A 21,318-nucleotide genomic window follows, 5' to 3' on the forward strand; every position below is an offset into this window, starting at 1 on the left:
GGCCCTGCCCCAAAGGCAGCCAAAACGCCGCGCACCGATCGCGGTCATTTCTCTCCTTCTGCGGTTTCCAGACGGATCGAAAGCGCGCTAAACCCCGCTCGCCATGCTGACCCTCAATGACATCACCTATCGCCTCGGCGAGCGCCTCCTGCTCGACAAGGCCAGTGCTTTCCTGCCCACCGGCTCGCGCGTCGGCCTTGTCGGCCGGAACGGCACCGGCAAGACGACGCTGTTCCGCATCATCACCGGCGACCTATCCCCGGAGGGCGGCAATGTCGCCCTGCCCAGGGGCATGCGCATCGGCGGCGTGGCGCAGGAGGCTCCCGGCGGGCCTGAAACGCTGATCGAGGTCGTGCTAGCTGCCGACGTCGAGCGCGCCGCTCTGATGCGGGAGGCGCAGACCGCGACCGATCCGATGCGGATCGCCGAAATCGAGACCCGGCTCGCCGATATCGGCGCCCATTCCGCACCGGCGCGTGCCGCGACAGTGCTGCACGGGCTCGGCTTCGACGAGGCAGCGCAGCAGCGGCCCTGTTCCGATTTCTCGGGCGGCTGGCGGATGCGCGTCGCGCTCGCAGCCGTGCTGTTCTCCGAGCCCGATCTTCTGCTACTCGACGAGCCCACCAACTATCTCGATCTCGAAGGCACGCTCTGGCTCTACGACTATCTCGAGCGCTATCCGCATACTGTCCTCGTCGTCAGCCACGATCGCGAGCTGCTCGACACCTGCGTCGACCACATCCTGCATCTCGATCAGGGTAAGCTGACGATCTATCGCGGCGGCTACAGCGATTTCGAGAAGCTCAGGGCCGAGAAGCAGGCCCATCTCGCCAAGGCGCGCGAGAAGCAGGACGCCGAGCGCAAGCACCTGCAATCCTTCGTCGACCGCTTCAAGGCCAAGGCTTCGAAGGCAAGCCAGGCCCAGTCACGCGTCAAGCGACTGGAGAAGATGCAGGAGATCGCGGTCGTCCAGGATCGCGACGTCCAGCCTTTCAACTTCCCTGCCCCCGAGCGGCCGCTGTCGCCGCCTATGGTCGTGCTGGAGGGCGCCAGCGCCGGCTATGGCGAGCGCAAGGTGCTGTCGCGGCTCAACCTGAGCCTGGCGCCGGACGACCGCATTGCCCTGCTCGGCTCAAACGGCAACGGCAAATCGACCTTCTGCAAGCTGATCGGCGGGCGTCTTGCGCCGCTCGCGGGCGAAATGCGGCGGTCGTCGAAGCTGCAGACGGCCTATTTCGCCCAGCACCAGCTCGATGAGCTGCGCATGGAGGACACGCCGGTCGGCCATATCCGCGAGCTGATGCCGGACGCTCCCGAGGCCAGGGTGCGGGCCCGCACCGCACAGACCGGCTTTCCCGCCAACAAGGCCGACACGCCGGTCAAGAACCTCTCCGGCGGCGAGAAGGCGCGCCTCATGCTCGGCATCGCCACCTTCGGTGGTCCGCATCTGCTCATCCTCGACGAGCCGACCAACCATCTCGACATCGACAGCCGCACCGCTTTGGTCAAGGCGATCAACGACTATCCCGGCGCCGTCATCCTGGTCAGCCACGACCGCTTCCTGATCGAGGCTTGCGCCGACCGGCTCTGGCTGGTCGGAGACGGCACGGTGAAGAACTTCGATGGCGACATGGACGACTACCGCGACTTCGTCCTCGGCCGCGACAAGCCGGCGCAGCGCAGCAAGTCCGATGCTGAAGCAGCGGGCAAGGCCGAGGAACGCAAGGGCGCAGCGGCAAAACGCCAGGCGCAGGGGCCGCTCCGGCAGAAGCTCAATCTCGCCGAGGCTCGTATCGCCAAGCTGACCGGGCTGATCGAGAAAGTCGACGGCGCGCTCGCCAACGGCGCCTTCTCGCGCGAACCGGACAAGGCGCTGCTGCTCTCGCGCCAGCGCGGCGAGCTGACGGAGGCTCTGGTCGCCGCCGAGGAGGAATGGCTGATGCTGAGCGAGGAGTTGGAGAGCGCCTGAGGCGCGAGCTTGGATTCCCAGCGCTGGTCATCCCGGACGCAGCGAAGCGAAGATCCGGGATCCATGCCTGAGCTTCCCGATTAGGTTCCGGAATGGGTCCCGGGTCTCCCTTCGGTCGCCCGGGACGACTGTCCTTGGGCATGCGGCGCGCCGCTCAGCCCTGCTGCTCAGGCTGCCCCGGCTTCACGATCCGGCTCAGCCGATTATCGGTGAACATGTAGATCTCGCGATTGGCCGGCTCGGAATAGAGTACCTGGACCTCGCGCTGGCCCCGGCCATTGTCGCCGATCAGCACGTCGGTCGGCCGCTTGGCCTTGAGCCTGACGAGCTCGCATTCAGTGATGCCGACGGCGATCTCCTTCGGCAACGGCCGTGTCGCCGGATCGAGCGATACATCGGCGCTGCATTCGCCTTCCGGCGTCAGCATCGCTTCTTGCGTCGAGACACGCGCTGTTGCGCTGCTGCTGCGGGTGCCGCGCTCATCGGACACGAAAGAGAACCCGCCCATGTCGACGGAACAGCCGGCGAGCGCAGCCGACAAGACCGAGACAAAGCCCAGGGCAACAGGAATTTTCACGCTTTCTTCTCCCAGCGGCCAGTCTCGTCCTGCTGCCAATAGGTGGCAGCGACGCCGAGCGTCCGCAGCTTTTTCCAGTCTTCGCGCGCCGAGGCGAGCGCATCGGGATCGTCGCCATCGAACATCAGAATGACGCGCTCGTAAGCGTCCAATGCGTCCGGAATGCGAACGCCGTCAACGCAGAAGCGAACTTGCGCGCCATTCGGGTTGTCGCTGGCCGTGGTGAGCACGATCGGATGCGTGGCCGCGTCCGGCTCGGACGCCGCCGCATGCGGCAGGAAGGATTCGTCCGCATAGGTCCAGAGCCTGTCGTCGAGAGCGGCCAGACGCTCGCGGCTCGACAGCTCCACCACCACCTTCCAGCCACGCGCGAGCGAGCGCTCGAGCAGAGTCGGAATGACCTGCTCGAGCGGGCGTGCCTGCAGATGGTAGAACAGGACTTCAGCCATTACGTAGCCAACTCAATCCCTTGCGAGCCTCGGCTCAGAGTTCGAATCAGCTCTCGTAGTGGTCCGCCACCAGCCGGTCGAGCAGGCGTACGCCCCAGCCGGAGCCCCAGGAGCGGTTGGTCTCGCTGTTCGGCGAGCCCATGCCGGTACCCGCAATGTCGAGATGCGCCCATGGCGTGTCGTTGACATGCCGCTGCAGGAACTGCGCAGCAGTGATCGAGCCGCCATGGCGGCCGGCCGAGTTCTTCATATCGGCGAACTTGGAATCGATCATCTTGTCATAGGCCGCGCCGAGCGGCATGCGCCAGACGGTCTCGCCGGTCGTCTTGCCGGCGACCACGAGCCGCTCCGCCAGTTCGTCGCTGTTGGAAAACAGCCCGGCATTCTCCTGCGCCAGCGCGACCAGGATCGCGCCGGTCAAGGTCGCCAGATTGACCATGAACACCGGCTTGAAGCGGTCCTGCGTGTACCAGAGCACATCGGCGAGGACGAGCCGGCCCTCGGCATCGGTGTTGATGATCTCGATCGTCTGGCCCGACAACGAGGTGACGATGTCCCCCGGCCGCTGAGCCTTGCCATCCGGCATGTTCTCGACCAGGCCGATCACGCCGACGGCGTTGACCTTGGCCTTGCGGGCCGCCAGGGCCTGCATCAGGCCAGTGACGCAGGCGGCGCCAGCCATGTCGCCCTTCATGTCCTCCATGCCGCCGGCCGGCTTGATCGATATGCCGCCGGTGTCGAAGGTCACGCCCTTGCCGACGAAGGTGACCGGCTTGTCGCCCTTGGCGCCGCCATTCCAGCGCATCACCACGACGCGACTCTCGCGGTGCGAGCCCTGGCCGACGCCGAGCAGCGCCCGCATGCCGATCTTCTTCAGCTCCTTCTCGTCGAGGATCTCGACCTCGACACCGAGCTTCTCGAGCTTGCCGGCCCGTTCGGCGAACTCTTCGGGAAAGAGCACGTTCGGCGGCTCGTTCACGAGATCGCGAGCGAGCTCGACGCCATTGGCGATGGCGTCGCGCGCCTTCAGCGCCTTCTTGACCGCAGCCGGATCGTCGACGCGCAGGGTCACGGTCTTCGGCTCCGACTGGTCCTTGTCCCGGCTCTTGGTCTTGTAGCGATCGAAGACGTAACTCCTCAGCCGCAGGCCGAGTCCGATTTCGGCGATCTCATCGGCAGAGAGTTCGCCCTCGGGCAACGCCGCGATAACGTCGGCACTGCGGCCGTGGCCGAGCCGGCCGGCAATGGCGCCGCCAAGCGCGGCGAAATCAAGCTTGTCCCGCTCGGCCGCCGGGCCGGTTCCAACCAGAATCAGGCGCTCGTAACCAGCGCCGTCCGGTGCGAGCAGCGTCGATCCGGAGAGCGCCTTACCCTTGAAGCGCTCGGCTGCTGCCGCGCGCGCGATCAGGGCATGGGCACCCGCACCGATCCAGTCCTCTGCCGCCTTTGGGGGCGCCAGCCTGTCCGAGACGAGGATGACGAGATCCCCCCCGGCAATGGCGTTCAGGGCTTTGACCTCAAGCTTCAGGCGCTGCGACATCGAAGGCTCACGGGTTGCGGAAGAAGGGTTGGCGGAAGGAGCCGACCGAGGCGGGGGCTCGCAAAGGCCACAAACGATTCCCGTTTGCGCCATGATCGAAGCTATACCATAGGGAGTTCGAGGCGAGCCGTCCAAGGGGAGCGCCTTCAGAGCCGGGTCCGATCGGGTTGTTTCAATCCGATCGGTGAATCCGTCTCTCACTTTTAGATTGAGACCGTTTTTCCGACAGCTTGCGATACAAGCTGATCGGAACGGGCTCAAACGACCGCCGGCCCAGGATCGTCACCGCGTGCGCTTCGGACTTCTCGACCGCTATATCCTGAAGATCGCCGCCGGTGCGGCAGTGATTCTGCTGGTCGGCCTGACGAGCGTGATCTGGGTCACGCAGGCGCTGCGTGAGGTCGACCTCATCACCGGCAAGGGCCAGACGCTGGTGATCTTCTTCACCGTGACCCTGCTCTCGCTGCCGGCGTTGATCGCGGGCATCGCGCCGGTCGCCTTGTTCATGGCGACGCTCTACACGCTCAACAAGCTCAACAGCGATTCCGAGCTGATCGTGATGAACGCCGCGGGCGTCCCCCCGCGTCGGCTGACGCGGCCCTTCATCGTGCTGACCCTGATAACCTCCGCTTTGGTCGGCTGGATATCGCTGGGGGTGATGCCGGCCGGCTTCCGGGCGCTGCGCGACCTCATCACCCTGATCCGTGCCGACTTCGTCGCGAACGTGATCAAGGAAGGCCAGTTCGTCTCGCTCGATTCCGGCGTCACCTTCCATTATCGCGAGAAGCAGGGACAGGCCCTGCTCGGCATCTTCATGCAGGATCGACGCGATCCCAACCAGCCTGCCGTCTACATCGCCGAGCGCGGCCAGTCGGCCGAGGCCGACGGAAACAGCTTTTTGATGCTGGAGAAGGGAACGATCCAGCGCGAGAGCCGCAGCCAGAACTCGAGCTCGATCATCTCGTTCGAACGCTATGCGCTCAATCTCTCCGCGCTGACGGGCGATTCCGACGGCGCCGGCAGTGGTGACGGCGACAAGGTCATCTACAAGCCGCGCGAACGCACCACTTGGGCGCTGCTGACGCAGAACCCGAACGAACCCTACTACAAGCTCCAGGAAGGCCGCTTCCGGGCGGAGCTGCACAATCGCCTGTCGGCGCCGCTCTACCCGATCGCCTTTATGCTGGTCGCCTTCGCCATTCTCGGCGAGGCGCGTACCACCCGCCAGGGCCGCGCCGCCGCGATCCAGATCGCCATCCTCCTAGTCGGCGCCATCAGGATCGGCGCTTATGCCGCCTGGACCGCCAGCGTGCGTTCTCCTCTGGCTGCCGCCCTGCTCTACATCCTGCCGATCGGAACGATCCTCCTGTCGGCCTTCGCCATCGGCTTCGGCTCACGAACCCGTGTCCTCATCGACCAGCTGACGGAGCCGCTGATCGCACCCTTCGTTGCCCTCGCAGCACGTTTCCGGCGCGCCTGATGCTGCTGTTCAAGACCTTCGGCCGCTATCTGACGCAGCGCTTCCTGCGCGCGATCCTGAGTGTGTTCGGCACCTTCTTCTTCCTGATCGCGACGCTCGACTTCGTCGAGCTGATGCGGCGTGCCGGCGATTCCCCGACGGCGACGACACCGAGCATCATCCAACTCGCGCTCTACCGGGCACCCTCGGTGGCAGAGCAGATCTTCCCGTTCGCGGTGCTGTTCGGCGGCATGTTCGCCCTGCTCAATCTCAGCCGGAAGCTCGAGCTGGTCGTTGCCCGCTCGGTCGGCATCTCGGCCTGGCAATTCCTGCAGCCGGCAGCGCTGGTCGCAGGCGCGGTCGGCCTCGTCTCGATCGGAATCTACAATCCGGTCGCCGCCGAGCTGAAGCAGCGCGCCACCGCGCTGGAGGCCTCGCTCTTCGCCCGGACCGGGCAGATCGTCGGCGGCAAGGAGATCTGGATTCGCCAGCGCAGCATGGACGGCCAGGCGATCATCCGCGCCGCCGCGGCTCTGGGAGACGGCGTGGGGCTCGCCCAGGTCGCGTTCTTCACCTTCTCCCCCGATGGCGGCTTCAGCGAACGCATAGAAGCGAAGCAGGCTGTGCTCTATCACGGCTACTGGGAATTGTCGGAGGCTCGGGTCACGTCCGCCACGGAAGAGCCACAGACGTACTCGACATACCTGATCGCGACGACGCTGGAGCCCGACCAGGTGCGACAAAGTTTCACGCCGCCCGATTCTGTCGGGTTCTGGTCGATGCCGGCCGTACTCGACCGGACCCGCAAGGCCGGGCTTGATACGACACGCTACGAGCTGCGCTATGAATCCCTCAAGGCACGGCCGCTCCTGCTGATCGCCATGATCTTGGTCGCGGCATCCGTTTCCTTAAGATTTTTCCGGTTTGGTGGTGTGACGAGATTGGTGGTAGGTGGCGTCGCGGCCGGGTTCATGCTCTATGTGGCGACACAGTTATCTGAGGAATTGGGCTCATCGGGCATCGTCAATGCCTCGGTGGCCGCTTGGCTGCCCGCGATCGTGGGCACGCTGCTCGGCGCGCTCGCCCTCCTCCATCAGGAAGACGGCTGAGAATACGGTGGCTATGGTTAATTTTGGATTGAGTTCATGGCTTCCGGCCTAAGACGCATCACGCGCCTTGCAGCTGCGACCGCGCTGGCAACGACACTTGCCCCGGTCCTCGGCTGGACGAGCCTGGCCTATGCCCAAACTCCGGCGGCCAAGCCGCAGGAGCGCATGGTCGTCGACGCGCGCGAGCTCGTCTATGACAAGGACAACAACACGGTTTCCGCGGTCGGCGATGTCCAGATTCTTTATCAGGGCCGTACGATCGAGGCCGATCGCGTCGTCTATGACCGCCAGAGCAAGCGCGTGGTCGCGACCGGCAACGCCCGCATCACCGAATCCAATGGCACGGTGATCACCGGCGACCGTTTCAACCTGACCGACGACTTCCGCGACGGCTTCATCGATTCGCTGCGCGTGGTGAACACCGACAAGACGCGGTTCTCGGCGCCGCGCGCCGAGCGTACCGACGGCGAGGTCTTCGTCTTCGACAAGGGCATCTACACGGCCTGCGAGCCTTGCGTCGATCAACCCGAGCGCCCGCCGTTCTGGCAGGTGCGCGCTGCCCGGATCATCCACAAGAAGTCCGAGCAGATGATCTACTACGAGGAGGCCCGGCTGGAGTTCGCCGGCATCCCGATCGCCTATATCCCGTACATGTCGGGGCCGGACGCGACCGTTAAGCGCAAGACCGGCTTCCTGGCGCCAAAGTTCATCAACACCTCGGCGCTCGGCTATGGCGTCGGCCTGCCCTATTTCATCAATCTCGCGCCGAACTACGATCTGACGGTGACGCCGACCTATCTTTCGCGCCAGGGCCTGCTCGGTGAGGTCGAGTGGCGGCATCGTTTCGTCAACGGCTCGTACAACATCCGCGCCGCCGGCATCTTCCAGCAGGAAAAGGAGGCTTTCCTGCCGAGCCCCTTCGGTGCCGGTGACGACGAGTTCCGCGGCTCGGTCGAGAGCTCCGGCAAGGTGTTCATCAATCCGCGCTGGAACTTCAGCTGGGACGTCGCGGCCGCGACCGACCGGTTCTTCTTCAAGAACTACCGGATCCGCAGCGAGAGCATCACCGCGTCGACCTATCTGCAGGAATCGACCTCGACCGTCTCGCTCAACGGCCAGACGGCGAACGCCTGGTTCGACATGCGCGGCTACTACTTCCAGCCGCTGACCTATTACGACTGGCAGAAGCAGCAGCCGGTCGTCGGGCCGGTCGTCGACTACAACCGGCGGATCCACAAGCCGTCGATGATCGGCGGCGAGCTGTCGTTCACCGTCAATCTGACGCATCTGACGCGCGAGGCGGCTTCCTTCAAGGAACTGCCGCTCCAGAAGAACTACCTGATCAACACTCCGAGCTATTCACTGTTCGACGGCTGCGCGGTCTATCAGAAGGGGCAATGCCTCGTGACCGGCCTCGCTGGCTCGATCGCGCGCGCCACTGCCGAGGTCGATTGGCGGCGCAACTTCGTCGATCCGATCGGTCAGGTCTGGACACCTTATGCCTCGCTGAGAGCGGACGTGTTCTCGCTCAACCCGAACACCACCAGCTACACCAACGCCAATGTCAGCACGATAGCCGACGTCTCGGACGAGGTGTTCGGCCGCGCGATGCCGGCGATCGGCCTGATGTACCGGTTCCCCTTCGTCGCCTCGACCTCCTGGGGAACGCATATTCTCGAGCCGGTCGCGCAGGTCGTGGCGCGCCCGAACGAGACGAACAGCCTGCGCGTCGCCAACGAAGATTCGCAGAGTCTCGTCTTCGACGACACCAACCTGTTCGAATGGAACAAGTTCTCCGGATACGACCGGGTCGAGGGCGGCAGCCGGGCCAATATCGGCCTGCGCTATAGCGGCACGTTCGGCAAGGAATCCTACGCGAACTTGCTGTTCGGCCAATCCTACCAGCTCGGCGGCCGCAACTCCTATGCCAGCGGTGACCTGGCGAATACCGGCCTCAACTCGGGCCTGGACACCCGCCGCTCCGACTATGTCGCCAAGGCACAGCTTCAACCGTTCAAGGGCTTGCTGCTGCAGGCAGGTGGGCGTTTCGACGAGTCGACCTTCGAGGCGCAGCGTGTCGACGCCTCCGCCGCGTTCAACTACCGGTTCCTGACGACGACGGTCGGCTACAGCCGCTACGAGCCGCAGCCCGATCTGGGCATCCCGCGCCGCCGCGAAGGTCTCAGCCTCACCCAGTCCGTCTCGTTCGCCCAGTACTGGAGCGTGCGCGGCAGCGTTCTGTTCGATCTCGACAAGTTCAAGTACGATCGCGAGCGCTATCGCGACGCGGTGTCGGCCTACATGGCGAACCCGGCCAGCACCCCGAACCCGATCTATCCGAACACGGGCCCGTTCCAGACGGCGGCGGCTTCGCTCGGCCTGCGCTATCAGGATGAGTGCACGATCTTCGACGTGACCTATTCGCAGTCCTATGCCGACAGGCAGGCGGGCTCGGCGAAGGATACGCGGACGGTCATGTTCCGTCTCGAGCTGCGCACGCTCGGCGAGATCAGTTATTCGCAGAACCTGGGTGCGAGCAGCTCCGGCGACGGTGTCGCGTCCAGCAATTGATGGCGCCCATGCTGGCGTTTTCCAAAGCCGCTGAATGGGACCGCGCTTGAGCCAGCGTCTCCTGGCTCTGACTCAGGGCGATCCTGCCGGGATCGGCCCAGAGTTGGCGCTCGCCGCCTGGAGGCAGCGTGAGGAGCGCTCCATTCCGCCCTTCGCCTATCTTGGCAGTGCTATGGCGCTAACGGGTTTGGCGGAGCGGCTCGGCCTCCAGGTGCAGTTGCGCAGTGTCGGCTGGGATGAGGCCGAAGCCTGCTTCGCGACCGCCCTGCCTGTGATCGAGCTCGACAATAGCTCGCCAGCGCGATCCGGATTTCCCGATCCCGCCAACGCCGGCGGCGTGATCGAAGCGATCGAGCGCGGGGTCGAGGCTGTCGAGGCCGGGCAGGCCGCAGCGCTCGTCACCAATCCAATCGCCAAGAGCGTGCTCTATGCCGCCGGTTTCCAGCACCCTGGCCATACCGAGTTCCTGGCCGAGCTGGCGGGCCGTGGCCGAAAGGCGACACCGCGGCCGGTGATGATGATCTGGTCGGAAGGGCTCGCGGTCATTCCGGTCACCATCCATATCCCCCTGGCGGCGGTGCCGGGGCAGCTGACGACGGAGTTGATCGTCGAGACCGGCCGGATCGCGGCCGCCGACCTCGAGCGCCGCTTCGGCATCTTGCGGCCTCGGCTGGCCCTGTGCGGCCTCAACCCTCACGCGGGCGAAGGCGGTGCTCTCGGCAAGGAGGATGCGGCGGTGATCGCCCCCGCAGTCGAACAGCTGCGAAGGCTCGGCATCGATGCCAGCGGCCCCTATCCGGCCGACACCCTGTTCCATGCCCGGGCCCGTACCGGCTACGACGTGGCGCTCGGCATGTATCACGACCAGGCGCTGATCCCGATCAAGACGATCGCCTTCGACGAGGGCGTCAACGTCACGCTCGGCTTGCCCTTCATCCGAACCTCGCCGGACCACGGCACGGCGTTCGACATTGCCGGCAAGGGCATCGCCCGGCCGGACAGCCTGTGCGCGGCGCTTAAGCTTGCGGCCCGCATGGCTGCAGCCGAAAGCAAGACTCCCGCATGAGCGCCATCTCTCCGGACGGGTTGCCGCCGCTGCGCGAGGTGGTCGAGCGCCATGGGCTGATGGCGCAGAAGGCACTCGGCCAGAACTTCCTGTTCGACCTCAACCTGACCGGCCGGATCGCGCGGTCCGCCGGCCCGCTGGACGGTCAGACCATCGTCGAGATCGGTCCTGGCCCCGGCGGACTCACCCGCGCCCTGCTGGCGAACGGCGCAGGCCGGGTCATCGCTATCGAGCGCGACCGACGCTGCATGCCGGCGCTGGCCGAGATCGGCGCCCACTATCCGGGGCGTCTCGATGTCGTCGATGGCGATGCGCTCGCTGTCGACCTCTCCGGCCTGCTCGGCGGCAGCCAGGCGCGGATCGTCGCCAACCTGCCCTATAATATCGGCACGCCGTTGCTGGTGGGTTGGCTCAGCGCCGAGCCCTGGCCGCCCTGGTGGATATCGTTGACGCTGATGTTCCAGCGCGAGGTGGCCGAACGCATCGTCGCGACACCGGAACAGCGCGCTGCCTATGGCCGGCTCGCCGTGCTCGCCAATTGGCGCTGCGAGACGAAGATCCTGTTCGACGTGCCGAAGACCGCCTTCGTGCCGCAGCCCAAGATCACCTCCTCGATCGTTCAGCTGGTGCCGCGGCAGAATCCTGAGCCATGCGATCGCCGGCTGCTCGAACGGGTCACGCTCGCCGCGTTCGGCCAGAGGCGGAAGATGCTGCGCCAGAGCCTCAAGGCCGTGCTCGCCGATCCTGCGGCGATGATCGAAGCAGCCGGACTATCGCCGACCATGCGGGCCGAGGAGGTTTCAGTCAGCGGCTTCGTCGCGCTCGCCAACGCGCTGGCGTCGGCCCCACGCAGCTGATCAGCCGACCTTCTCGGCGAGCAAGGTCTCGACGAAGGCCGCCATGCCGACCGCGCGGCTGCGCTTCAGCCGCTCGGCCGCCAGGATCGAACGAACCGATTCATAGGCGGCGCCAAAATCGTCATTGACGATGACATAATCGTAGACGCTCCAGCGCGCGATCTCGTCGCGGGCATTGTCGAGCCGGCGCGCGATCACCTCCGGCGCGTCCTCTGCACGCCGGACCAGCCGCGAGCGCAGCTCGGCCATGGAGGGCGGCAGGATGAAGATCGCGACGACGTCCTCGCGCGCCTTCTCGAGGATCTGCTGCGTGCCCTGGTAATCGATGTCGAACAGCACGTCGCGGCCAGCCTTCAACGCCTCCTCGACGGGCTTGCACGGCGTGCCGTAGCCATTGCCGTGGACCTCGGCCCACTCCAGCAGCTCATCGCGCTGGCGCAGCAGGTCGAAGGCATCGCGATCGATAAAGCGGTAATGGACGCCGTCCATCTCGGAGGGGCGCTTCCCGCGCGTCGTCACCGAGATCGAGAGGTCGAGATTGGTTTCCCTCTGTGACAAGGTCCGGGTCAGCGTCGACTTGCCGGCGCCGGACGGCGACGACAGGATCAGCATGAGGCCGCGGCGGGCCGGGCGGGTAGGATCGACCATCGCCATCACTCCACGTTCTGGACCTGCTCGCGCAGCTGGTCGACGGTCGTGCGCAATTCGAGCCCGATCCGCGACAGGCCGGGATCGCCCGCCTTGGCGCAAAGCGTCGACGCCTCGCGACCGAACTCCTGCGCCAGGAAGTCGAGCTTGCGGCCGATCGGCCCGCCCTGAACAAGTAGTTCGCGGAGCGCTGCGACATGAGCGTGGAGCCGGTCGATCTCCTCGCGGATATCGGCCTTGACCGCCAGCAGCGCAGCTTCCTGATGCAGGCGCTGCGGCTCAAGCGCGGTGCTCGCCTCCAGCAGGGCCGTGACCTGTGCCGCGAGTCGCGAACGGATCGCCTCGGCGCTGCGACCGGGATGGGATTCAGCCGCGATGGTGAGGCGGGCGATGGTGTCGAGGTGACCATTGATGATCGCCTCGAGTGCCCGCCCTTCGGCGAGCCGCGCCTGCTTCAGCGCCACGATCGTGTCCGCAAGCGCGGCGAGCACCGGTTTTTCGAGCGTCGAAAAAGCATCTCCGCTCTCCTCGGATATCTCGACCACGCCGCGGATCGCCAGCAGACCATCGAGCGTCGCCGGGGCAATACCGGTCGGTAGCTGCACCTGGCTCGTGGCGTCGATCAGGGCGGCGAGCGCCTCCTGGTTGATGCGCGGGCGCGGGGCTGAAGCTTCGCTGGTGATGGTCAGGCTGATGTGGAGGGTTCCGCGGGTGAACGCAGCAGAGAACTGCTTGCGCGCCGCTTCGGAAAAGCTGTCGAAACCGGTCGGGACGCGAACGCGGACATCGAGGCCGCGGCCGTTGACGCTGCGGACCTCCCAGGCAAAGGCGTGCGCTCCGGATGTACCGGCCTCGCGCGCGAACCCCGTCATACTCTCGATCGCCATCGGCCGCCGTTTTCCTTCTCGCGTTGCGCGCGGACCCTATTCAGGGCCGGCGACGTCCACAAGCGCGAGATGTGGAAAGATCTGTCAGGGCTTCAGCGGGGGCACCTGCTTGGGGCTGTTGAGGTCGAAGGTCTTGTTCAGCAGCGGATCCCGGGCAGTGCCTTCGGAGGCGTCGAAGGCGCGGGCCCGTGTCCCGGCAGGCCCAGCGGCCGCGCCAGCCTGCACGGGTTGGCCGGCCGCGGCGCGGCGGTTGCCCGGAACCGGGAAGCTCTCCGGCTCGGCCTGACCGGGCGCCGTCGCGGCCTGGCCATCTTGCCGGGTGGCGGCAGGCGCTTCGGTGCGCTGGTCGGTCGCCGGTGGCGGCTCGGCCCGGTCGACACCGCCGTCGACCGGCGGGCGGCCGGCCTCGCGGCGGGCCGACTCGACCTGGCGCCAGCGCGCGACGTTGCGGTTGTGCTGCTCCAGGCTCTCGGCGAAAGCGTGCCCGCCACTGCCGTCCGCGACGAAATAGAGGTCCTTGGTCCGCGAATGGTTGACCACCGCCTCGAGTGCCGCGCGGCCCGGATTGGCGATCGGCCCTGGCGGCAGGCCTTCGATCACATAGGTGTTGTAGGGCGTCGCCTGGGTGATCTCGGGGCGCGTAATTCCGCGTCCGAGCGTGCCCTTGCCGCCGACGAGCCCGTAGACGATCGTCGGGTCGGATTGCAGCTTCATCTTTCGGTTCATCCGATTGATGAAGACACCTGCGACGCGCGGCCGCTCGTCGGCACGGCCGGTCTCCTTCTCGACGATCGAGGCGAGGATCACCAGTTCCTGCGGCGTCTTGATCGGCAGATCGGCCGGGCGCTTGGCCCAGACCTCGTTGAGGATGCGGCGCTGGTCGCGAGTCATCCGGTCGACGATGGCCTGGCGTGTCGAGCCACGCTGGAACTTGTAGGTATCGGGCAGGATCTGGCCTTCGCGCGGCACCTGGATGACGTCGCCCGTGAGCAGATCGCTCTGCTGCAGGCGGGCCATGATCTGCTCGCTCGTCAGCCCCTCGGGGATGGTGATGGAATGCTCGACCGCCTTGCCCTCGGCGATGACGTCGAGGATCTCCTTCTGGCTGGCGCGCGCCTTGAACAGGTATTCGCCGGCCTTCAGGCTGGCGGCCTTGCCCGAGGTGAACGCCGCGACCTTGAAGGCCCAGGGGTGCTCGATCAGCCCCTCGCGCTGCAGCAACTCGGCAATCTCCGTCACCCCGTTCTCCTTTGGGATGATCAGCACGCGATCTGTGGCGAGTGGGCCCGGCGCCTTGCTGCGGCTGTCGAGATAGGCGACGCCGCCACCGACGACACCGGCCAGGACGAGGGTCGCGGTGAACAGTCCACTGAGCAAGCCGATGAAGGGCGAACGCCGCCGCTTGCGCACCTTCGGCGGTGGAGCCGGCGGTGCGACAGGTTTCAACGCCTCGTTTGGACTCCTCGGCGCGACGCGAGGCGGCTGACTCATGATGCTTTCGCCCGATTCCCTGACATCGCGACCGGCGATGCCGGCGTCGATCCGATCTAGTGGCAACGCCGGCCGCATACTGGCACGACGGCGGCGACAGGCTAGCGAAAATTGTGGCGAAAGCGCGCTTGTCGTCAGTCGACGAAGCGACGCATCACCAGCGAGGCGTTGGTCCCGCCGAAACCGAACGAGTTCGACAGAGCGATGTCGACCTTCCGCTTCTTTGCCTTGTGCGGCACCAGATCGAGCTCGGTCTCGACGGAGGGATTGTCGAGATTGATCGTCGGCGGCACGACCTGATCGCGGATGGCCAGGATCGAGAAGATCGCCTCGATCGCGCCGGCAGCACCGAGCAGATGGCCGGTCGCCGATTTGGTCGAGGACATGGCCGGTCGATTCGGAGCGTTGGCGAGCAGGCGTTCGACGGCGCGCAGCTCGATCTCGTCACCGACCTGGGTCGAGGTACCATGGGCGTTGATGTAGTCGACATCCGAGGCGCGCAGGCCAGCCCGCTTCAGCGCTGCCTGCATGCAGCGATAGGCGCCGTCACCATCCTCGGAGGGCGAGGTGATATGATAGGCATCGCCCGACATGCCATAGCCGATGATCTCGGCATAGATGCGCGCGCCGCGCGACCTGGCGTGCTCCAGCTCCTCGAGCACGACGACGCCAGCGCCCTCGCCCATGACAAAGCCGTCGCGATCCCTGTCATAAGGGCGCGAGGCCTTCTCGGGGGTCTCGTTGAAGCCGGTCGACAATGCCCGGCAGGCACAGAAGCCGGCAATACCGATACGGTTGACCGCGGATTCAGCACCGCCCGCCAGCATGACCTCGGCATCGCCGAGCGCAACCATGCGGGCCGCATCGCCAATGGCATGGGCGCCGGTCGAGCAGGCGGTGACGACCGCGTGGTTCGGTCCCTTCAAGCCATGTTCGATCGAGACATAGCCGGCGGCGAGATTGCTGAGGCGCCCGGGAATGAAGAAGGGCGACAGTCGGCGCGGACCGCGCTCCTTCAGGAGCAGCGAGGCCTCGTAGATGCCGCCCAGCCCGCCGATGCCGGAGCCGATGGCGACACCGGTCGCGATCTGGTCCTCATAGCTCTCTGGCTTCCAGCCGGAATCCCGCAACGCTTGCGTCGCCGCAGCCATGGCAAAAATGATAAAATCGTCGACCTTGCGCTGCTCTTTCGGCTCCATCCAATCGTCGGGATTGAAGGTGCCGTTCGAGCCGTCGCCGCGTGGAACAATACAGGCGATCTGCGCCGGCAGGTCGGACACGTCGAAGGTAGTGATAGGGCAGGCGCCACTTTCGCCAGCCAGAATGCGCGACCAGCTCGGTTCAACCCCGCAACCAAGCGGTGTCACCATCCCCAGTCCGGTGACGACGACACGCCGCATCGGTCTTCCTCAATTCAGCCTCGGCGCGCTGGAGCAGGATGCAAAAACGTGGAAACCGGTTTTCGCATGAATCCTGCTCCCACGTTTGATGAGAGGCGGATTCAGATTTCAGTTGGAATCGCCTTGCAATTCCAACTGAAATCATCCGGCTCCAGCGCGCCGGGACCAAGGCCTTGTCAGGCCGACTTCGACAAGAACTTGACCGCGTCGCCGACGGTCACGATCGTCTCGGCCGCGTCGTCGGGGATCTCGACGCCGAACTCTTCCTCGAAAGCCATGACCAGCTCGACGGTGTCGAGGCTGTCCGCACCGAGGTCCTCAATGAAATTGGCGCCTTCGACAACCTTCTCCGGCTCAACGCCGAGGTGCTCGATCACGATCTTCTTCACGCGCTCGGCGACATCGCTCATGGGTCTTTCCCTCAAACTCGAAAACACACCGCTGAAAGCGACGCGTGGGTGAAAACTGATTTCCCGGCTCGGACCTTCGCCTGGCGGCGAACCACGCCGGGAGTTCATGGCTGCACAAACGCAACAACCGGGCCGGCGTCAAGTCCCAAGAATGTCGGTCGGCGCTTGGCCGGCTGGGTCATTAACACACTCGTAATAGGCTGGCGAGAGCGCAGCCCATACCTTTAGATGAGTAAAAAGGCCAGCCTAACCGGCTCAGATCATTGCCATTCCACCGTTGACGTGCAGGGTCTGCCCGGTGATGTAACCGGCTTCGGCGCTGGCGAGATAGGCGACAGCGGCAGCAATGTCCGCTCCCTGCCCGAGCCGGCCCATCGGAACGTCGGCGAGAATACCCTCGCGCTGCTTCTCGTTCAGCACTTCGGTCATGGGCGACTCGATGAAGCCCGGTGCGACGACATTGACGGTGATGTTGCGGCTCGCCACTTCCGCGGCCAGCGACTTCGACATGCCGATCAGGCCGGCCTTGGAGGCAGCGTAGTTGCCTTGCCCTGGATTGCCGCTCGTGCCCACAACCGAGCCGATCGAGACGATGCGGCCATAGCGTCGGCGCATCATGCTCTTCACCGCCGCGCGAGAGAGCCGGAAGGCCGCGGTGAGATTGACGGCGAGCACCAGATCCCAGTCCTCGTCCTTCAGGCGCATGAAGAGGTTGTCGCGGGTCACGCCGGCATTGTTGACGAGGATGTCGAGCCCGCCGAGCTTGGCTTCGGCCGCCGGCACCAGTGCCTCGACCGAATCGCGGTTGGACAGATCACAGGGCGTGATTTCGGCCCGCTCGCCCAACTCCTTTGCCAGCGCCTCCAGCGCCTCGACCCGCGTACCGGACAGGGCGACGGTCGCGCCCTGGGCATGAAGCCGCCGCGCAATGGCGCCGCCGAGACCGCCGGTGGCGCCGGTGACCAGCGCCTTTTTTCCCGTCAGATCGAGCATATTGCCTCCCTTGTCCGGCTTTTGCGCCGTTCAGCCCTTCTGGGCCTTATACGCGGCGATGTCGTCCGGAGATCCGATCGACGCCGCCGCGGTTCCCGTGGCGATGCGCTTGACCAGGCCAGCGAGCACCTTGCCTGAGCCGACCTCGTAGAACTGGCTCACGCCGCTAGCCGCCATCGCCTCGACGCATTCGCGCCAGCGCACCGTACCAGTGACCTGCGCCACCAGCGAGGCGCGGATCGCGGCCGGATCGCTGAGCGGGGCCGCGCCGACATTGGCCATGACGGGCACGACCGGAGCCTGCATCGAAACCTCGGCCAGCGCCGCCTGCATCGCTTCGGCGGCCGGCTGCATCAAGGCGCAGTGGAATGGCGCGGAGACCGGCAGGAGCATGGCGCGACGCACGCCGCGCTCGCCAGCGAGCGCGATAGCCCGTTCGACCGCCGCCTTGGCGCCCGAGAGCACGACCTGGCCGCCGCCATTATCGTTGGCCACCTGGCAGACCTGGCCCTCGGCGGCATCGGCAGCGATGGCACGGGCCTGGTCGAGCTCGACGCCAAGCAGCGCCGCCATCGCCCCCTCACCGGCCGGCACAGCCTTCTGCATGGCGTCGCCGCGGATGCGCAGCAGCCGGGCCGCATCGCCGATCGAGAAGGTGCCGGCCGCAGCCAGTGCCGAATATTCACCGAGCGAATGGCCGGCGACGAAAGCGGCGTCGTTCTTGAGCGAAAGGCCCGCCTCGGCCTCGAGCACGCGGATCGCAGCAAGACTTGCCGCCATCAGGGCCGGCTGAGCGTTGGCGGTCAGGGTCAGCTCCTCGGCCGGGCCTTCCCACATCAGGGTGGAGAGCTTCTGCGCGAGCGCGGCGTCGACCTCGTCGAAGACGGCGCGCGCTACCGGGAAGGCTTCGGCAAGCGCCTTGCCCATGCCGACCGCCTGCGAACCCTGCCCTGGAAAGATGAAAGCCGTGGCCATGTCGCAATGGTCCCAAAAATGATGCTTGGTTAACAAGTTTGGGCGCACTCGCACCGTGCAGCCGGCCAAGTCAAGGCGTTTACGTGACGAAAGTCGACTTGCATCGACGTTTTCCGATGTTTTCGGCTTGCATGGCACGCCGCCACGATGTAACGACCGCCTCGGTTTGTTCGGCCGGAGGCTGAACGGACGGCGAAGCGATTCCCCAGGAAGCGTTTCGCAGGCTCCTCGTTCTTGGAGGGCCGCCGTCCCGTGTCTCCGCCTTCGAAGAAATCCTGTCGGGCCTTTATCCAGGGCTCGGAGGGCTCCGCGTCGAACGAAACCGGTGAACGAAGAAAGGCCATCCATGGCATTGTACGAGCACGTTCTGCTCGCGCGGCAAGATGTCAGCGCGCAGCAGGTCGAGGCCCTTGTCGAGCAGTTCAAGGGCATTATCGAGGCGAATGGCGGTTCCATCCCCAAAGTCGAGTACTGGGGTGTGAAGTCGCTGGGCTATCGCATCAAGAAGAACCGCAAGGCGCACTACTCGCTCCTGAACATCAACGCTCCCGCGGCCGCCGTGGCCGAGATGGAGCGCCAGATGCGCATCAACGAGGACGTGCTGCGCTTCATGACCATCCGCGTCGAGGAACTCGAGGAAGGTCAGTCGGTCATGCTGCAGAAGCGCGACCGCGACGAGCGCAGCGATCGCTTCGATCGCGGCCCGGGCGGCGACCGCTTCGACCGTGACCGTGGCCCGCGCCGCGAGCGCCCGCGTCGTGAAGACGAAGCCACCGAAACCGTTGCCGGGGAGGCCTGAGCATGTCGACTGCATCTGCCGGCGCCCGCCGCCCCTTCTTCCGCCGCCGCAAGTCCTGCCCGTTCTCGGGCGAGGGCGCGCCGAAGATCGACTACAAGGATGTGCGCCTGCTTTCGCGCTACATCTCCGAGCGCGGCAAGATCGTGCCGTCGCGCATCACGGCCGTTTCGGCCAAGAAGCAGCGCGAGCTCGCCCAGGCGATCAAGCGCGCCCGCTTCCTCGGCTTGCTGCCCTACGTCATCCGCTGAGCGGGTGAGGATTTCCCCGGCGGCGCCCAGCGCCGCCGGGTCTTCGATCTGACATAGGCCTATAGCATCGGCTTTTCCACTTTTCGGGCCGATGCTTTCGAGTCGCCAGGCGGTGAAACCCCGTCTGGTATGTTGAGGCGACAGCCTCTCACCCTGCCCTTTCGAGCAGCGGGACAGCAGGACGGATATGCTACCAATCGTCGGCATCGGCGCCGGGCTGGTCTCAGCCCTTCTGTTCACAGTGGTGATCACCGGATCGCCGCTGGCGCTGCTGTTGTCTTATGTCGCGCCGCTCCCGGTCTTCATCGCGGCGCTCGGCTGGAACCACCGCGCCGGACTGGTCGCGGTCGCCGCCGGAACGATCGCCGTCACCGTCGTGCTCAAGCTCTCGCTGGGACTCGCCTTCGCTATCGGGGCGGCGTTGCCGGCCTGGTGGATCGCCTATCTCGCCTTGCTGGCGCGCACCGACGAAACGGGTACGAGCGAATGGTATCCGCTCGGGCGCCTGCTCGTCTGGATCGCCGCCGTCGCGACGTTGGTGACGGTTGGTGGCGCAATGGCGATCTCGACCGACTTCGAGACCTATCACCGCGTGATGACGCATGGGCTGCAGCTCCTGTTCAGCGGTGGCGAGGGCATCAGCCCGGTCGTGCGCTTGCCGCCCGGCGTCGATGCCGGCGAGCTCGCAGCACAGCTCGCCCTCCTCGTCCCGGTCGCCGCCGGCGCTTCCTTCGTGCCGATGATCGTCGCCAATCTCTGGCTGGCCGCGAAGGCCGTACAGCTCTCCGGCCGACTGCCGCGGCCTTGGCCTTTCATCCCAGCTACGCGCCTGCCGACCGTGGCCGTTGCCTGGCTCGTTGGTGGCATCCTGCTGAGCGTCGTCGGTGGCTTCATCGGCCTGGCCGGAGCGGCCCTGGCCGGGGCGCTGATCGCCGCCTTTGGCCTCGCCGGCCTCACCGCCGTGCACGATCTCAGTCGCGGCAAGGCCTGGCGGTCGCCGACCCTGTTCGCTCTCTATCTCGCGCTGGTGATCATGCTGGTCACCGTCTTTCCGTTCCTCGCGCTGCTCGGCATCGCCGACGCGCTGATCGACCTTCGTCGGCGCAAACCGCCGACGTCGCCTGCTGCCTGAAACCCACGCCTGCCCAAGACCCTCGATTACGAACTCTGAAGGAGAAGACCCATGGAAGTGATCCTGCTCGAACGTGTCGCCAAGCTCGGCCAGATGGGCGAGACCGTGCGCGTCCGCGACGGCTATGCCCGCAATTTCCTGCTCGCCCGCGGCAAGGCCCTGCGCGCCACGGAAGAGAACAAGAAGCGCTTCGAGACCCAGCGCGCCCAGCTCGAGACCCGCAACCTCGAGCTGAAGCAGGAGGCCGATTCGGTCGCCGAGAGCCTGAACGGCCAGTCGGTCGTGATCCTGCGCCAGTCCGGCGAATCCGGCGTGCTCTATGGCTCGGTCTCGACCCGCGACATCGCCGAGGCGCTGAGCGCCGCAGGCTTCTCGGTCGACCGCAACCAGGTCACGCTCAACACCCCGATCAAGACACTCGGCCTGCATACCCTCCCGGTCGTGCTGCATCCGGAGGTCTCGGTCACCGTGACCGTGAACGTCGCCCGCTCCGCCGAAGAAGCCCAGCGCCAGGCCGCCGGCGAGAACGTCACGGCCCGCGAGGAGTTCGACCTCGACGATCTCGGCCTCGAGGTCGGTGCGGCGCTGGCCGAGGCCGGCGACAACGACGACCGCTGAGCACTTCCAGACGCTTACCCGAGTCAACGGGCGCCGTGGCAACACGGCGCCCTTTTTCATGCGCTGTGGACAGTGGGGTTGAGTCGATGCTATTCAGAATGTTCTTATTTTGTTCAGGTT

20 protein-coding genes are annotated in these 21,318 nt (G+C 65.9%); 10 read left to right on the forward strand and 10 right to left on the reverse strand.

Annotation, left to right across the window (positions count from 1 at the left end):
* Window positions 1-103: 103 nt before the first annotated feature.
* Entirely contained in the window at window positions 104-1,969 is a 1,866-nt protein-coding gene (locus ACSQ24_RS12925; RefSeq protein WP_436095066.1) for an ABC-F family ATP-binding cassette domain-containing protein, read from the forward strand.
* A 154-nt stretch (window positions 1,970-2,123) separates the two neighbouring features.
* Here ACSQ24_RS12925 and ACSQ24_RS12930 read toward each other — a convergent pair whose 3' ends face one another.
* Genes ACSQ24_RS12930 through ACSQ24_RS12940 form a run of 3 tightly spaced genes read right to left on the reverse strand, consistent with a single transcriptional unit; the run spans window position 2,124 to window position 4,535 of the window.
* A complete protein-coding gene (locus ACSQ24_RS12930) occupies window positions 2,124-2,546 on the reverse strand; it encodes a hypothetical protein (protein WP_436095067.1) in 423 nt (140 codons plus the stop codon).
* A complete protein-coding gene (locus tag ACSQ24_RS12935) occupies window positions 2,543-2,995 on the reverse strand; it encodes a DNA polymerase III subunit chi (RefSeq protein WP_436095068.1) in 453 nt (150 codons plus the stop codon). The genes ACSQ24_RS12930 and ACSQ24_RS12935 overlap by 4 nt, the downstream gene beginning before the upstream one ends.
* A 46-nt stretch (window positions 2,996-3,041) precedes the next feature.
* The gene (locus ACSQ24_RS12940) at window positions 3,042-4,535 is read right to left on the reverse strand and encodes a leucyl aminopeptidase (RefSeq protein WP_436095069.1); all 1,494 of its coding nucleotides are present in this window, start codon (window positions 4,533-4,535) and stop codon (window positions 3,042-3,044) included.
* Between the two features lie 289 nt (window positions 4,536-4,824).
* On the opposite strand from ACSQ24_RS12940, the gene lptF reads away from it, so the two are divergent.
* The 5 genes from lptF to rsmA are packed head-to-tail and all read left to right on the forward strand — an operon-like array spanning window position 4,825 to window position 11,597.
* Window positions 4,825-6,015, forward strand: a complete 1,191-nt coding sequence (gene lptF / locus ACSQ24_RS12945) for an LPS export ABC transporter permease LptF (RefSeq protein WP_436095070.1) — start codon at window positions 4,825-4,827, stop codon at window positions 6,013-6,015.
* On the forward strand, window positions 6,015-7,103 hold the full coding sequence (gene lptG / locus ACSQ24_RS12950) for an LPS export ABC transporter permease LptG (protein ID WP_436095071.1): 1,089 nt from the start codon (window positions 6,015-6,017) through the stop codon (window positions 7,101-7,103). The genes lptF and lptG overlap by 1 nt, the downstream gene beginning before the upstream one ends.
* 36 nt (window positions 7,104-7,139) lie before the next feature.
* A complete protein-coding gene (locus tag ACSQ24_RS12955) occupies window positions 7,140-9,674 on the forward strand; it encodes an LPS-assembly protein LptD (protein ID WP_436095072.1) in 2,535 nt (844 codons plus the stop codon).
* A gap of 46 nt (window positions 9,675-9,720) precedes the next feature.
* Entirely contained in the window at window positions 9,721-10,740 is a 1,020-nt protein-coding gene (pdxA, locus tag ACSQ24_RS12960; protein ID WP_436095073.1) for a 4-hydroxythreonine-4-phosphate dehydrogenase PdxA, read from the forward strand.
* Window positions 10,737-11,597: a 16S rRNA (adenine(1518)-N(6)/adenine(1519)-N(6))-dimethyltransferase RsmA gene (rsmA, locus tag ACSQ24_RS12965; RefSeq protein ID WP_436095074.1), complete on the forward strand. Its 861-nt coding sequence runs from the start codon at window positions 10,737-10,739 to the stop codon at window positions 11,595-11,597. Before pdxA ends, rsmA begins: the two co-directional genes overlap by 4 nt.
* On the opposite strand, the gene gmk is transcribed toward rsmA, so the two are convergent.
* The 7 genes from gmk to fabD form a co-directional block, all read right to left on the reverse strand.
* Window positions 11,598-12,251, reverse strand: a complete 654-nt coding sequence (gmk, locus tag ACSQ24_RS12970; protein WP_436095075.1) for a guanylate kinase — start codon at window positions 12,249-12,251, stop codon at window positions 11,598-11,600.
* The gene (locus ACSQ24_RS12975; RefSeq protein WP_436095076.1) at window positions 12,251-13,132 is read right to left on the reverse strand and encodes a YicC/YloC family endoribonuclease; all 882 of its coding nucleotides are present in this window, start codon (window positions 13,130-13,132) and stop codon (window positions 12,251-12,253) included. Before ACSQ24_RS12975 ends, gmk begins: the two co-directional genes overlap by 1 nt.
* 84 nt (window positions 13,133-13,216) lie before the next feature.
* Window positions 13,217-14,623 carry an endolytic transglycosylase MltG gene (gene mltG, locus ACSQ24_RS12980; protein WP_436095077.1) on the reverse strand — a complete coding sequence of 469 codons (1,407 nt, stop codon included), beginning with the start codon at window positions 14,621-14,623 and terminating at the stop codon, window positions 13,217-13,219.
* A 134-nt stretch (window positions 14,624-14,757) separates the two neighbouring features.
* Window positions 14,758-16,023: a beta-ketoacyl-ACP synthase II gene (fabF, locus tag ACSQ24_RS12985; RefSeq protein WP_436095078.1), complete on the reverse strand. Its 1,266-nt coding sequence runs from the start codon at window positions 16,021-16,023 to the stop codon at window positions 14,758-14,760.
* Window positions 16,024-16,199: 176 nt separating this feature from the next.
* Window positions 16,200-16,433, reverse strand: a complete 234-nt coding sequence (locus ACSQ24_RS12990) for an acyl carrier protein (protein ID WP_043236751.1) — start codon at window positions 16,431-16,433, stop codon at window positions 16,200-16,202.
* 255 nt (window positions 16,434-16,688) lie between these two features.
* On the reverse strand, window positions 16,689-17,426 hold the full coding sequence (gene fabG / locus ACSQ24_RS12995; RefSeq protein ID WP_436095079.1) for a 3-oxoacyl-[acyl-carrier-protein] reductase: 738 nt from the start codon (window positions 17,424-17,426) through the stop codon (window positions 16,689-16,691).
* Between the two features lie 30 nt (window positions 17,427-17,456).
* Window positions 17,457-18,401: an ACP S-malonyltransferase gene (fabD, locus tag ACSQ24_RS13000; protein ID WP_436095080.1), complete on the reverse strand. Its 945-nt coding sequence runs from the start codon at window positions 18,399-18,401 to the stop codon at window positions 17,457-17,459.
* A gap of 346 nt (window positions 18,402-18,747) precedes the next feature.
* Between fabD and rpsF the strand changes: the two genes are divergently transcribed.
* From rpsF to rplI, 4 genes are all read left to right on the forward strand, one after another.
* Entirely contained in the window at window positions 18,748-19,200 is a 453-nt protein-coding gene (gene rpsF, locus ACSQ24_RS13005) for a 30S ribosomal protein S6 (RefSeq protein WP_436095081.1), read from the forward strand.
* Between the two features lie 2 nt (window positions 19,201-19,202).
* The gene (gene rpsR, locus ACSQ24_RS13010; protein WP_038367644.1) at window positions 19,203-19,448 is read left to right on the forward strand and encodes a 30S ribosomal protein S18; all 246 of its coding nucleotides are present in this window, start codon (window positions 19,203-19,205) and stop codon (window positions 19,446-19,448) included.
* Between the two features lie 187 nt (window positions 19,449-19,635).
* Window positions 19,636-20,580 (forward strand): hypothetical protein, encoded by a 945-nt coding sequence (locus ACSQ24_RS13015; RefSeq protein ID WP_436095082.1) that lies wholly within the window; start codon window positions 19,636-19,638, stop codon window positions 20,578-20,580.
* A 51-nt stretch (window positions 20,581-20,631) separates the two neighbouring features.
* Window positions 20,632-21,198: a 50S ribosomal protein L9 gene (gene rplI, locus ACSQ24_RS13020; RefSeq protein WP_436095083.1), complete on the forward strand. Its 567-nt coding sequence runs from the start codon at window positions 20,632-20,634 to the stop codon at window positions 21,196-21,198.
* Window positions 21,199-21,318: the final 120 nt, after the last annotated feature.

This window comes from Allobosea sp. LjRoot237, from assembly GCF_964253285.1.
GTDB lineage: Bacteria > Pseudomonadota > Alphaproteobacteria > Rhizobiales > Beijerinckiaceae > Allobosea.

Excerpts from the sequence above, each read along its gene's own strand:
- ACSQ24_RS12925 (WP_436095066.1), top strand. The coding sequence starts at position 104 with ATGCTGACCCTCAATGACATCACCTATCGCCTCGGCGAGCGCCTCCTG.
- ACSQ24_RS12935 (WP_436095068.1), bottom strand. The coding sequence starts at position 2,995 with ATGGCTGAAGTCCTGTTCTACCATCTGCAGGCACGCCCGCTCGAGCAG.
- ACSQ24_RS12940 (WP_436095069.1), bottom strand. The coding sequence starts at position 4,535 with ATGTCGCAGCGCCTGAAGCTTGAGGTCAAAGCCCTGAACGCCATTGCC.
- lptG (WP_436095071.1), top strand. The coding sequence starts at position 6,015 with ATGCTGCTGTTCAAGACCTTCGGCCGCTATCTGACGCAGCGCTTCCTG.
- ACSQ24_RS12955 (WP_436095072.1), top strand. The coding sequence starts at position 7,140 with ATGGCTTCCGGCCTAAGACGCATCACGCGCCTTGCAGCTGCGACCGCG.
- rsmA (WP_436095074.1), top strand. The coding sequence starts at position 10,737 with ATGAGCGCCATCTCTCCGGACGGGTTGCCGCCGCTGCGCGAGGTGGTC.
- gmk (WP_436095075.1), bottom strand. The coding sequence starts at position 12,251 with ATGGCGATGGTCGATCCTACCCGCCCGGCCCGCCGCGGCCTCATGCTG.
- ACSQ24_RS12975 (WP_436095076.1), bottom strand. The coding sequence starts at position 13,132 with ATGGCGATCGAGAGTATGACGGGGTTCGCGCGCGAGGCCGGTACATCC.
- mltG (WP_436095077.1), bottom strand. The coding sequence starts at position 14,623 with ATGAGTCAGCCGCCTCGCGTCGCGCCGAGGAGTCCAAACGAGGCGTTG.
- fabF (WP_436095078.1), bottom strand. The coding sequence starts at position 16,023 with ATGCGGCGTGTCGTCGTCACCGGACTGGGGATGGTGACACCGCTTGGT.
- ACSQ24_RS12990 (WP_043236751.1), bottom strand. The coding sequence starts at position 16,433 with ATGAGCGATGTCGCCGAGCGCGTGAAGAAGATCGTGATCGAGCACCTC.
- fabG (WP_436095079.1), bottom strand. The coding sequence starts at position 17,426 with ATGCTCGATCTGACGGGAAAAAAGGCGCTGGTCACCGGCGCCACCGGC.
- fabD (WP_436095080.1), bottom strand. The coding sequence starts at position 18,401 with ATGGCCACGGCTTTCATCTTTCCAGGGCAGGGTTCGCAGGCGGTCGGC.
- rpsF (WP_436095081.1), top strand. The coding sequence starts at position 18,748 with ATGGCATTGTACGAGCACGTTCTGCTCGCGCGGCAAGATGTCAGCGCG.
- rpsR (WP_038367644.1), top strand. The coding sequence starts at position 19,203 with ATGTCGACTGCATCTGCCGGCGCCCGCCGCCCCTTCTTCCGCCGCCGC.
- ACSQ24_RS13015 (WP_436095082.1), top strand. The coding sequence starts at position 19,636 with ATGCTACCAATCGTCGGCATCGGCGCCGGGCTGGTCTCAGCCCTTCTG.
- rplI (WP_436095083.1), top strand. The coding sequence starts at position 20,632 with ATGGAAGTGATCCTGCTCGAACGTGTCGCCAAGCTCGGCCAGATGGGC.